Here is a 12,393-nt window from a genome sequence, read left to right on the forward strand (position 1 = left end):
AGCTAAAATAGCAGCCTATCTTCATTCCCATGGTTTTTCGGTTGTAAAATAACTTGCTAGTTCCTTACTGCTTTTACGGTGTTCTTTACGTTTTTCAGCTCGATCCTTTCCTGTTTCAAACAGCTTTTTTTCTTCTTCCGTTTCAGGAATAATCCCAGGAACCTTTGTTGGTTTTCCATCTTCATCCAACGCCACAAAGGTTAAAAAAGCGGTAGCTGCAATTTTTCGAATACCCGTTATTAGGTTTTCTGCAATCACTTTGACGAAAACCTCCATTGAACTCGTTCCGGTATAGGTAACGAAAGATTCAATACATACAGAGTCCTGTTGAGTGATCGGACTTAAAAAATCAACAGAGTCTGTTGAGGCAGTAACAACTTCTTTTCGAGCATGTCGTACAGCTGAAATGGAGGCAACCATGTCCATGTCACTCATTAACTTGCCCCCAAATAAGGTATTATGATTATTTACATCATTCGGGAAAATTCTGCCCGTCCGAACCACTCGTGATTCATTACATGTTTTTGCGTCCATTCTCTTCCTCCATTACCTAGGATAAATATATTTTAAACTAGAATTATATTATATAATCATTTAAATGGAAAAGAATAGAGGCTAGAAATAAGCGGACAATAAGCAATTATGATAAATTACATATATGAATACATAGGATGGGGGTTAAGTAATGACGATGCAAAAAGAAATTATCCAGACATTAAATGTAAAACCTGAGATTAATCCAAAAGAGGAGATTCGGAATCGAATCCAATTTTTGAAAAGCTATTTGTTAAAGACAAAGGCAAAAGGGTATGTGCTGGGAATTAGCGGAGGACAGGATTCAACGCTTGCTGGGCGGTTATGCCAATTGGCAGTTGAAGAACTTCGTCAGGAAGGAAATGATGCGTTATTTATTGCTATTCGTTTACCTTATGGGGTTCAGCAGGATGAAGCAGACGCTGTCCGTGCTATGAAATTCATACGTGCTGACCGTGAGTATACATTTAACATACAAGGTGCGGTCGACGGTGTTCAAGCAGAATATAATTCCGTTACGAATGGCGGGCCATTAAGTGATTACCATAAAGGAAACGTGAAGGCAAGAATGAGAATGATTGCGCAATATGCCTTCGGAGGTATGGAAGGACTTCTTGTCATCGGTACAGACCATGCAGCTGAAGCCGTTACAGGATTTTTTACAAAGTATGGTGACGGGGGAGCAGATGTCCTGCCGTTAAGCGGACTATCAAAACGCCAAGGCAGAGAATTACTAAAAGAGCTAGGGGCAGAGGAAGAGCTTTATTTAAAAGTACCCACGGCTGATTTGCTCGATAAAAAGCCAGGTCAAGCAGATGAGACAGAATTGGGAATTACGTATGATGACCTTGATGATTACTTGGAAGGAAAACCTGTTTCTAAAAACATAGCTGAAAAAATTGAACAGCGTTATCTCGCTACAGAACATAAACGTCAGTTGCCAGCAACTATGTTTGACCACTGGTGGAAGTAAAAAGAAGGGACCACCCTTCTTTTTTTGCGATGTTAATGCCAATTTATTTCAAAATAGTAATGTAATCAACACGAAGGATTACTTTGCTATTTTTTTATGTTTAAATACTATTGTGTGGATATATTTTTCCATTGACTGTTATAGCAGTAGTTCGTATTATTACATTGCTATAATAATTATTGGTACTAATCCGTATTACTTAATAGGAGGTTACATCTTGGGGATTTCAAATAAATTAGGCTTTTGGGTATTAACGGCATTAGTCGTCGGAAATATGGTCGGCTCAGGTATTTTTATGCTTCCACGCTCTTTATCTGAAGCAGCAAGCCCTGGGGGAGTTATGTTAGCTTGGCTTCTTACTGGAATTGGTGTACTAATGATTGCACTTGTTTTCGGTAACTTGGCTATTCGGAAACCAGATTTAACGGGCGGTCCGCAAATTTATGCGAAGGAGCTTTTTAAACCAGAATCGGGTGCATCAATCCTTTCAGGTTTTATGGCATCATGGGGTTACTGGATTGGGAACGTAGCTGGTAATGTCGCGATTATTACAACGTTTGCCGGATATTTATCAACCTTTTTTCCGATCCTAACTAGTCAGGCTGATTGGTTTACAATTGGCGGTTATACGCTAAAAGTTGGCAATGGGTTAACATTTATTGTTTGTACCGTTCTATTATGGGGTACACATTTTATTATTTTACGCGGATTAGAAAGTGCTGGGAAATTAAATTTCGCAGCAACAGCTGCAAAAGTCACAGGGTTTCTACTGTTTATCATTGTTGGACTCTTTGCCTTTGATAAAACAAATATCTTGCCTATGGTAGACACGAGAATAAGTGACTCAGGTCAAACATTTGGTTTAATGTCACAGGTTAACAATGCGGCATTGGTGACACTATGGGCATTCTGTGGATTAGAATCTGCTGTTGTGTTTGCGTCCCGTGCGAAGAGGAAAATCGATGTTAAACGGGCAACGATTGTTGGGCTTTTTATCGCGTTAGGCATTTATATTGGGATTAGCACACTCGTGATGGGGATGTTGGACCAAAATACACTTATCCATTCCGAAAAACCATTAATTGATGCGATTCAAACAGTAATGGGACCAATCGGTGGGAAAGTATTAGCAGCAATTGGTTTAGTCAGCTTATTTGGTTCCACGATTGGCTGGGTAATGTTAAGTGCTGAAGTACCCTATCAAGCGGCAAAGCAAGGATTATTTCTTCCTGCTTTCATAAAAGAAAACAAAAAAGGACTGCCAATCTTTTCGCTAGTTTTAACAAATGGAATCGCACAGATCTTTATCTTTTCAACTGTATCAAAGTCGATTTCAGGAGCCTTTGATTTTATTATTGTCATTGCAACGCTAGCCTATTTAGTACCTTATTTTATTGCTTCTGTTTATCAGTTGAAATTAGTTATTACAGGTGAATCCTACAACAACAATTTAAAATCAAGAATGATAGATGGAGTCATTGCAACTGTTGCTACCATCTATTCAGTTTGGGTGATTATTTCAGGAACTTCTGACCTAAAGACCTTTATATTAGGAATAGTACTTTTATCAAGCGGAATTTTCTTCTATGGTCCCCTCAAGAAAAAGCGTACTGCAGGTCAAGAACAAAAAAAATTATTGTCAGCTTAATAAAAAGTGTGAGAACACCTGTCTATATGGCAGGTGTTTTACATTTTTATGATTTTTATGGGAACGATAACATTATATTGTATTGGTTTTGCCCAGAACTTATATAGGAGGTACTAATATGAAGAAACCAATGATTATACTCGCACTTTTACTCAGCACTCTTTTGATTCTTTCCGCATGCGGTAAAGATGAAAAAGCGAAGGAAGATAAAAAAGAAGACACGAAGACCGCAGAAAAAGCCGAGGACCAAGATTTATTAGCTAAAGTTAAGGATGAGGGAAAGCTGCTAATTGGAACAGAAGGTACATATGCACCCTTCACTTTTCATGATGAGAGTGGTAATCTTACCGGATTTGATGTTGAGATTGCAACAGAAGTTGCAAAACGATTAGGGGTAAAACCTGAGTTCAAAGAGACGCAGTGGGATGCCATCTTTGCAGGACTCGATGCCAAGCGATTTGACATGATTGCGAACCAGGTTGGAATTCGTCCTGACCGTCAGGAAAAATACGATTTCTCTGATCCCTATATTACATCTGCGGCTGTTCTCATTGTTCACAAGGATAATAATGAGGTAAAGACTTTTGAGGATATTAAAGGCTTAAACGCTGCTCAATCGCTGACTAGTAACTATGGAGACATGGCAAAAAAATATGGTGCCAATTTAGTTGGTGTCGAAGGCTTTACTCAGTCTGTTGAACTACTTGCTTCTAAGCGTGTTGACGTGACAATTAACGATCGAATTTCGTATTTAGATTATACAAAGCAAAGACCAGAGGCGCCAATAAAAATCGCCGCGACAAGTGAAGATGCGTCTGCCAGCGGGCTTATGTTTAGAAAAGGCAGTGATAAGCTTGTTGCCGAAGTAAATAAGGCTTTAACAGAAATGGTTGAAGACGGCACATACAAAAAAATCTCTGAGAAATGGTTTGGTGAAGATGTACTTAAATAGTATTTTTACTGACCCAGAGCGAACGGCACGATTAATCGAAATTGCTCAAAGTTCCTTTCTGCCCCTTTTGAAAGGGGCTATTTTTTATACAATCCCGTTAACCATCATAACTTTTATTGTGGGTTTGGTTTTAGCGATTTTAACTGCCTTGGCTCGAATCTCTCATGTGAAGGTTTTTCAAATCATTGCAAGAGTCTATGTTTCAGCCATTCGTGGAACACCGTTATTAGTACAGCTTTTTATTATTTTTTATGGTCTTCCGAATATTGGAATCATTATTGATTCCTACATAGCAGCAGTTATTGGTTTTTCATTAAGTGTTGGAGCGTACACGTCTGAAATTATTCGTGCTGCGATTCTTTCAACTCCGAAAGGGCAGTGGGAAGCAGGCTATTCCATTGGAATGAGTTACTCTCAAGTGCTAAGAAGAATTATTCTGCCACAGGCAGCTAGAGTATCGATTCCTCCACTTTCCAATTCGTTTATTAGTCTCGTAAAGGACACTTCCCTTGCTTCCCTAGTGCTTGTATCTGAGATGTTTCGCAAAGCCCAGGAAATAGCTGCAAGCAATTATGAATTTTTATTAGTCTATTCTGAAGCGGCACTGATCTATTGGGTAATTTGCTTTATCCTTTCCATTATCCAACAATACTTTGAAAAGAAACTCGATCGGTACGTGTAATAGGAGGGAGGCTAGACTACATGATTTCCATTCAAGGATTATATAAGCAATTCGGTAAATTAGAGGTTCTAAAAGGGATAGACTTAGAGGTAGCTAAAGGGAATGTAGTAGTAATTATAGGACCTTCTGGCTCAGGGAAAACCACCATGCTTCGCTGCTTAAATGTATTAGAAACACCAACTAAAGGAGTTATTTCAATTGAGGGGAACACCCTTGACTTTTCAAGGACTGTACCGAAAAAAAACATTGCATCCTTTCGCAGATTAACAGGGATGGTTTTTCAAAGCTACAACTTATTCCCTCATAAAACCGCCATTGAAAATGTGATGGAGGGACCGATAATTGTAAAAAGAGAGAATAAGGATTTCGCTCGAAAAAAGGCTCAAACACTTTTAGAAAAGGTAGGGCTGGGGGATAAAATCGATTTTTACCCTGCACAGCTCTCAGGAGGGCAGCAGCAAAGGGTTGGAATTGCCAGGGCATTAGCAATGGAGCCAAAGGTAATGCTGTTTGATGAACCGACCTCTGCCTTAGACCCTGAACTGGTAGGGGAAGTTTTAAAAGTCATGAAGGATCTCGCAAACGAAGGCATGACGATGATTGTCGTTACACACGAAATGCGCTTCGCTAGAGAGGCGGCAGATGAGGTTATATTTATGGATCAAGGTGTGGTGGTTGAGAGAAACAAACCAGAAGAAATCTTCACCAATCCAAAAGAAGAGCGGACAAAGAAATTTTTAAATATGATTCAGTAAGTGCTATGGCAAAAGTCAGAGCACTTTTTTTATTATTTAGGTAAAATTTAGTTGCAAATAATTCGATAACCATATATGGATTGGGTTAAAAGATAAAACAAACAGTATTATTTATCACCTACCTACACAGTTTTTGGATTATTCAAATATTTTGTTTTTTTTATTGCAATTCTTATGTAACTATCTTTTAAAAATTTTTATCTTCACATTGAGATTCACAAAAATAATTTTTTTATAAAATGTTTTTTGAAATCGACAGAATTAAAGTTTAATAAGTTTAAAAACGCAAAGGGAGTTAAAAAAAGTAATTAGTTGTAAATAGGGAGAAAAGTTAACCTTTAACATTATTAATATAATTTACTCAATTCCTCAAATATATTGACAGTTATCGAGATGGGGTACGACAACGATTCGTTCTTTTTTAGGCCACTCACAAAAAGCTAGGGTACATTCATTGTTTAATTTACCTTTAAGAGCTGCTGCGATTGGTACCACTACCGTTCAAGCTGCCATTAAGTATTGAAATGTATCAAGCTTTATTAAGGCGGTTGGCCAAAAATCATTTGGTTTCATATGATGTCGAAAATGATTACAATCATCGAATGACTGTGCTCCTATACGAGGAGTCCATTTTCATTATCCTCTCCTTACTCGGGGGAGGATTTTTCATTTGCTTTTATACATGATTCTATAATCTTTGACACAAAATCTATGTGGTAATACAAATTTAATAGATATTTGATACAACGTTTAGTTGGGGCTCTCCAGCTTCGGAATTAATAAAGCTATATCTATGATGTATTTCAATTATCCTGTTACAAAATCTAATGTCATTAAAAATTGTGAAAATACATTTTGGATTTTTGTGAATCTTCCAAATTTATATTGTGTTTTGGGAAAAATACACATATAATCAAAAGTGAGCATAATTAAGCAAATTCATTCAAATAAATCATCTGAAATAATCATTACATTCTAAAAAAATAAGAGGGAATTGATTTTGTGTACGGTATAGAAAGAAAATCTGCCATTTTAGATTTACTTAACAAAAATTCTAGGGTGGATGTGCAAGAATTAAGCCAATACTTCAATTTGTCTGAATCAACAATACGCAGGGACCTAAAGGAACTAGAGGAAGCCCAATTGTTAAAAAGAACACATGGTGGTGCTGTCCTATTCCAAAGTGTGACGTTTGAACCGACTTACAATGAGAAAGAAGTGACTTTTCAGGAAGAGAAAAAGGCTATAGCAAAGGAAGCTGCTAAGTTTATTGAAAACGGAGAAAGCATTTTACTTGATTCGGGTACTACTACTTATTATCTTTCTCAAGAACTACGAAACTTTTCAAGCCTACGGGTTGTAACGAATTCAATCCTCTGTGCCAACGAGTTAAAGGATGTACCAGGAATAGAAGTGGTTTTATGTGGAGGAAGTCTACGCGCTGAAACTCTAGCGTTAGTCGGTCCTTTAGCTGAGATTTGTTTTGACCAAATCCGTGTAGACAAAACCTTTATTGCAACGAATGGTGTTGATGTTGAAAATGGTTTAACCACCCCAAATTTAACAGAGGCAGCAATAAAAAAGAAGATGATCGCTTGCGGGAAAAAGGTAATTCTCATCACAGATCATACCAAAATAGGTCAGGTAAGTTTTTCAAAGTTTGCGGATATTCATGACATAAATTTTTTAATAACTGATAGTGCAGCACCTAAGACGGTAGTTAATCGCATTAATGAAGCGGGTATTACGGTTCATATTGTCTAATCTTGGTGGCCTAATAAACTAACAAGATAAATGAAAGCGCTTGAAGATGAAAGCGGTTTAAAGGGGTTTGATTGAAGTTTAGGAGGTGAGGCCTATAAAGAGGAACAGCTCTTTCATAAGGTATGAAAATGAGAAAAATTCACAAAAAAAGATGCGATTCAGGCTCCCACGACCAAATGGAATTTAGCCCTAAATCACACCTTTGCTTGAGTTTAACTAAAATCAATAAAATTTTAGCACTCATTTTCATAGTAGAGCATAACTGATTTTTTTACAAGGATTGACTTATTTAAAAATCTTTTACTAACTATTATTCGGGGGTTGCACACTATGAAAAATATGAAAATTTTTAGCATTGTACTAGTAATTGTCACTTTATTCTTATTAAGTGCATGTGGCAATAATGAAAACGTTTCTAGTTCTGATAATAAAGATAAAAATAATGATACTGATAAAAAACTTAAAATTGGTTTAACTGTTCCAACATTAGGTAATCCGTTCTTCGTAGCAATGTCCAAAGGTGCTAAAGAAGTGGCTTCTAAGTATGATGCGGAAGTGATCACGGTAAGTGCGGATCATGACCTCGCGAAACAAACAGCACAAATCGAAGATTTCATTACAAAGAAAGTTGATTTAATCTTGTTGAGCCCATTTGATTCTGCTGGTATTGCAGGTGCGGTTGCTCAAGCAAAATCAGCAGGCATTCCGGTTGTGGCTCTTGATGGATTTGCAGAGGGTGGCATTGACACAGTCGTTATGTCTGATAACGTTCAAGCAGGCAGATTAGCGGCAGAGTACCTTGTGAAGCAACTTGATGGAAAGGGTAACATTGTAATTATTGATGGTCCTCCCGTTTCTGCAGTAACAGACCGAATAAAAGGTTTTAACGAAGTGATTAGCAAATATCCAGACATTAAGGTTGTTGCAAAACAAAACGGTGAAGGAAACCGTGAAAAGGCACTAACGGTAATGGAAAGTATCCTTACTGCAAATAAAGAAATCAATGCCGTTTTTACCATCAATGATGAAGAAGCTACCGGAGTACAAATTGCTCAAGAACAAGCAAGCAGACAAGATGAATTCTTCGTGGTAAGTGTGGACGGCGCACCTGCAGCGGTGGATGCTTTGAAAAAAGGTGGAAGCTTTGCGGGTACTTCCGCACAATTCCCTAACCAGATGGTGATCGATGGTGTCGCTTTGGCATTAAAAATCATTGATGGAGAGAAAGTTGAGTCAGAGGTTCTTATTCCAACTGAATTTATCACTCAGGAAAATGTTGATTCCTATAAGGGATGGTAATCCATACCCCTTAGTGGTGTATTAATATATAGTGCTCTTTCTAGAGCACTATATTTACATCCTGGAAAAAACATAAAAAGTGACCTAGGGAGTGGAATAAATGGCAGTATCTCAAATGCAGGAACATACCAATCGTCAATCACAAACACGATCACCTATCATGAGTATGAAGGCAGTAAACAAACAATTTTCCGGTGTTAAGGTGTTACAAAACGTTAATATAGAACTTTATAAAGGGGAAGTTCATGCACTAATGGGAGAGAATGGTGCAGGGAAATCTACCTTAATGAAGATCATGGCAGGTGTGTATCAGCCTGATGCTGGAATTATTGTATATAAAGGTCAAGAAGTGCATTGGAATAATCCAATGGAGGCTAGAAATAAGGGAATTAGTGTTATTCACCAAGAGATAAGCCTATCACCCAATTTGTCCATTGGCGAGAATATTATGATGGGTACAACCTTCAAGAAAAATAGGTTTGGTCTAATCAAGTGGAATGAAATCTATGAAAATGCGGGGCAGGTTTTAAAATCAATCGGATCAACTTTAGATCCTCGAGCGGATGTATCTACCCTAAGTGTAGCACAACAACAAATGGTTGAAATCGCCCGTGCCTTATCCCTTAACTCTGAGATTTTAATTATGGATGAACCTACAGCCTCCCTGACGGATAAAGAAATAGAAAAGCTATTTGGTATTATTGAAGAATTAAGGCGAAAAGGCGTAGCGATCGTATATATTTCACATCGGATGGATGAAATATTTAAAATATCAAATCGCTTTACTGTCCTTAGAGACGGGCAGTGGGTTACTAGTGGTCCGATATCGGAAACAAATCCCAAGAACCTAGTAAGGCTTATGGTAGGAAGAGAGTTAAATGAGCTGTTTGTAAGAGAAAAAAACAATAGTATGGTTAGGTCTGAGGAACGGAAACCAGTGCTTGAGTTGAAAGGTGTCTCTGACAAAAAGTTTGTGAAAGATATATCATTGAAACTATACCCTGGTGAAATTGTAGGTTTAGCAGGTCTTGTCGGTGCCGGAAGAACGGAGCTTATAAGAACCATCTTTGGCTTATCGGAATTGTCAAATGGTCAAATCATCATAAATGGCCAGCAGGTCCATATAAAAAGTCCCATTGAAGCCATGAAACTTGGCATTGCCCATGTTCCTGAGAGTAGGAAGGAGCAGGGGTTATTACCGAATTTATCTGTAAAAGAAAATATTCTGATGGCACAATTACCAACGTATCGGAAATTTAAATTGTTGCAGTATAAGAAAATGAATCAGGATGCGGATCGATATATTAAAGAATTAGGTGTAAGAACGGCCTCAAAGGAACAAAACATAATGGGCCTTAGCGGTGGAAATCAACAAAAGGTTGTCATTGCTAAATGGCTGTCTATCGGTCCTAGAGTACTGCTCCTCGACGAGCCGACACGTGGTGTAGACATAGGAGCGAAGACAGAAATTCATAAAATTATCAGTAAACTAGCCGATCAAGGGCTTGCGGTATTAATGATTTCGTCTGAATTACCCGAAGTTCTAGGAGTAAGTGATCGGATTTTAGTCATGCATGAGGGGAAACTTAGAGCTGAATTGTCTCGTGATGAAGCGACACAAGAAAAAATTATGTACTATGCTACAGGAGAGGTTAAATGATGAATACAAACATGCAAACGTCTAGTCCAATTGTAGTTTCGTTCAAGGATCGTTCAAAAAAGATTTTTAATCAGCTGGGCATGTTAATCATTCTTGCTTTATTGATAATCATTATGATGGTTATTGCACCAAATTTTACGGATTCAAGTAATATCTTGAACGTATTGAAGCAAAGCTCGATTACTGCCATCCTAGCAGCTGGGATGACCCTCGTTATATTAACAGGCGGCATTGATTTGTCGGTAGGCTCAACCTTAGCGTTGACAGGTGTCATCTCTGTATTACTTTCAAACGCTGGAATTCCTCCAGTTGTGGCTATGTTAGCAGGTGCAGCAGTTGGATATGTAGCAGGGGCCATAAATGGTTTTTTAACGGCTGTCCCCAAATTGCCTTCTTTTATCGTGACACTTGGTAGTATGACCTACCTGAGAGGTTTGGCCTATGTTATAACGGGGGGATATCCTGTCGTTTTGGCATCAGAGCAATTCAAGTTCATCGGAGCAGGTAAAATGCTTGGGATACCTACCCCTATTTATGTCATGTTAATTGTTTATATCATAATGTTCATCGTTTTGAAATACACAATGTTCGGACGACATGTTTATGCGATTGGTGGTAATGAGGAAGCAGCGCTTCTTACAGGAATTAAGGTTAATCGCACATTGATCCATGTTTATTCCATAAGTGGCTTACTTGCGGGTATAAGTGGTGTTGTTATGGCAGGACGTTTGTTTTCAGGGCAGCCCATGGTAGGCATAGCATTTGAGCTGGACGCGATAGCAGCTGTTGTTCTGGGGGGCACTAGTTTTGTAGGTGGCCGTGGCCGTATACAAGGTACGATTATTGGGGTTTTAATTGTAGCTGTATTAACAAATGGAATGACCTTGCTTAACGTTGATTTTTACTGGCAACAAGTTGTAAAAGGCATAGTTATCGTAATTGCCGTATTACTTGATAGATTACGCAGCAGAACATAACTTAGATTAACTTCAAACACACAAAGCCAGAAGAGCCTGCTTCTGGCTTAAAATTTCAACTAAACCGAGAGGGATTCACATGTAAGAGGCGTTTTTATGATATGAGAAAAAGAGTTGAAAAATTACCCGAGAATTGATTAATGATAAAGTATTAGTAAACATGGGAATTAATTTCCGATTAAACGTATTCTGTTAGTAACAAGGAGGTTTTCTTTTGAAAACGTTCAAAATGGTGTGTTTAGATATTGATGGAACTTTATTGAATTCGAGGCATGAGATTACGGAACACACAAAACAAGTCATTCGTAAAGTCGTAAATGAAAAACAAATTCCGATTATCTTAGTTTCTGCAAGAATGCCTAAAGGAATTCTGTTTTTACAGAAAGAGCTAAATATTGTACAGCCGATTATTTGTTATAGTGGTGCTCTTATTTGGAATCATGGTGACCAACCGTTGAACATTACAATACCTGTTTCAAAGGTAAAGATGTTATATACCATAGTTAAAAGATTGGGCATCCATATTAGTTTATACAAGGATGATGAGTGGTTTATAGAAGAATTTGATGAATGGGTCAAACAAGAGAGTGAAATAACAAAAATTACTCCGAATATCACTGATTTTAGAAATTTATTTTCAATATGGGAGCAAAATAATACGGGAGCAAATAAAATTTTATGTATGGCTGATTTTGAAAGAATACAAAAGTTGGAGGAAAAACTGAAAGAATACCTTTCTAGTCATTTAAATATTTATCCCTCAAAATCTACATATTTAGAAATAATGCCCAATCACGCAACCAAGACCTCTGGCATCGATTTTTTGTGCAAAGAATTTGGTATCCAAAGAAGCGAGATTATTGCTATAGGCGACAACTATAATGATATAAATATGATTGAATTCGCTGGACTAGGCATTGCTATGGGAAATGCACCAATACAAGTTAAAGAAATTGCGGATGATATCACACTTTCTAATGATCAGGACGGTGTTGCAGAGGCTTTAAAAAAATACATCCTATCATAAAATGGAATTTATTTTATTTTTCTGAAAAAACCGTTGAAACGTTTCCAATATGGTGATATTATAGGTTTATGGAAATGGTGAAACGTTTCCAAAATAAGAATAATAAATCACTTTATTACTGG

Annotated in this window: 11 protein-coding genes; 10 read left to right on the forward strand and 1 reads right to left on the reverse strand. The window is 37.6% G+C overall.

Annotation, left to right across the window (positions count from 1 at the left end; all coding sequences use genetic code 11):
• Window positions 1-21 precede the first annotated feature (21 nt).
• Window positions 22-534 carry an acyl-CoA thioesterase gene (locus tag QFZ28_RS06715; protein WP_307193933.1) on the reverse strand — a complete coding sequence of 171 codons (513 nt, stop codon included), beginning with the start codon at window positions 532-534 and terminating at the stop codon, window positions 22-24.
• Between the two features lie 151 nt (window positions 535-685).
• On the opposite strand from QFZ28_RS06715, the gene nadE reads away from it, so the two are divergent.
• From nadE to QFZ28_RS06765, 10 genes are all read left to right on the forward strand, one after another.
• Window positions 686-1,507: an ammonia-dependent NAD(+) synthetase gene (gene nadE / locus QFZ28_RS06720; RefSeq protein ID WP_307193934.1), complete on the forward strand. Its 822-nt coding sequence runs from the start codon at window positions 686-688 to the stop codon at window positions 1,505-1,507.
• A gap of 217 nt (window positions 1,508-1,724) precedes the next feature.
• Window positions 1,725-3,155 carry an amino acid permease gene (locus QFZ28_RS06725; RefSeq protein ID WP_307193935.1) on the forward strand — a complete coding sequence of 477 codons (1,431 nt, stop codon included), beginning with the start codon at window positions 1,725-1,727 and terminating at the stop codon, window positions 3,153-3,155.
• Window positions 3,156-3,273: 118 nt separating this feature from the next.
• A complete protein-coding gene (locus tag QFZ28_RS06730; protein WP_307193936.1) occupies window positions 3,274-4,107 on the forward strand; it encodes an amino acid ABC transporter substrate-binding protein in 834 nt (277 codons plus the stop codon).
• Window positions 4,094-4,789, forward strand: a complete 696-nt coding sequence (locus QFZ28_RS06735; RefSeq protein WP_307196966.1) for an amino acid ABC transporter permease — start codon at window positions 4,094-4,096, stop codon at window positions 4,787-4,789. The genes QFZ28_RS06730 and QFZ28_RS06735 overlap by 14 nt, the downstream gene beginning before the upstream one ends.
• Window positions 4,790-4,809: 20 nt before the next feature.
• On the forward strand, window positions 4,810-5,544 hold the full coding sequence (locus QFZ28_RS06740) for an amino acid ABC transporter ATP-binding protein (RefSeq protein WP_307193937.1): 735 nt from the start codon (window positions 4,810-4,812) through the stop codon (window positions 5,542-5,544).
• Window positions 5,545-6,546: 1,002 nt separating this feature from the next.
• Entirely contained in the window at window positions 6,547-7,308 is a 762-nt protein-coding gene (locus QFZ28_RS06745; RefSeq protein ID WP_307193938.1) for a DeoR/GlpR family DNA-binding transcription regulator, read from the forward strand.
• A 330-nt stretch (window positions 7,309-7,638) separates the two neighbouring features.
• Window positions 7,639-8,607 carry an ABC transporter substrate-binding protein gene (locus tag QFZ28_RS06750; protein WP_307193939.1) on the forward strand — a complete coding sequence of 323 codons (969 nt, stop codon included), beginning with the start codon at window positions 7,639-7,641 and terminating at the stop codon, window positions 8,605-8,607.
• Between the two features lie 100 nt (window positions 8,608-8,707).
• A complete protein-coding gene (locus QFZ28_RS06755; RefSeq protein ID WP_307193940.1) occupies window positions 8,708-10,267 on the forward strand; it encodes a sugar ABC transporter ATP-binding protein in 1,560 nt (519 codons plus the stop codon).
• An 11-nt stretch (window positions 10,268-10,278) separates the two neighbouring features.
• Entirely contained in the window at window positions 10,279-11,244 is a 966-nt protein-coding gene (locus tag QFZ28_RS06760; RefSeq protein WP_373428121.1) for an ABC transporter permease, read from the forward strand.
• Window positions 11,245-11,458: 214 nt separating this feature from the next.
• The gene (locus tag QFZ28_RS06765) at window positions 11,459-12,271 is read left to right on the forward strand and encodes a Cof-type HAD-IIB family hydrolase (protein WP_307193942.1); all 813 of its coding nucleotides are present in this window, start codon (window positions 11,459-11,461) and stop codon (window positions 12,269-12,271) included.
• Window positions 12,272-12,393 lie beyond the last annotated feature (122 nt).

The sequence above is a fragment of the Neobacillus niacini genome (assembly GCF_030817695.1).
GTDB lineage: Bacteria > Bacillota > Bacilli > Bacillales > Cytobacillaceae > Neobacillus > Neobacillus niacini_F.

Coding starts and splice junctions, on each gene's coding strand:
- QFZ28_RS06715 (WP_307193933.1), bottom strand. CDS start 534: ATGGACGCAAAAACATGTAATGAATCACGAGTGGTTCGGACGGGCAGA.
- nadE (WP_307193934.1), top strand. CDS start 686: ATGACGATGCAAAAAGAAATTATCCAGACATTAAATGTAAAACCTGAG.
- QFZ28_RS06755 (WP_307193940.1), top strand. CDS start 8,708: ATGGCAGTATCTCAAATGCAGGAACATACCAATCGTCAATCACAAACA.
- QFZ28_RS06735 (WP_307196966.1), top strand. CDS start 4,094: ATGTACTTAAATAGTATTTTTACTGACCCAGAGCGAACGGCACGATTA.
- QFZ28_RS06740 (WP_307193937.1), top strand. CDS start 4,810: ATGATTTCCATTCAAGGATTATATAAGCAATTCGGTAAATTAGAGGTT.
- QFZ28_RS06750 (WP_307193939.1), top strand. CDS start 7,639: ATGAAAAATATGAAAATTTTTAGCATTGTACTAGTAATTGTCACTTTA.
- QFZ28_RS06730 (WP_307193936.1), top strand. CDS start 3,274: ATGAAGAAACCAATGATTATACTCGCACTTTTACTCAGCACTCTTTTG.
- QFZ28_RS06760 (WP_373428121.1), top strand. CDS start 10,279: ATGCAAACGTCTAGTCCAATTGTAGTTTCGTTCAAGGATCGTTCAAAA.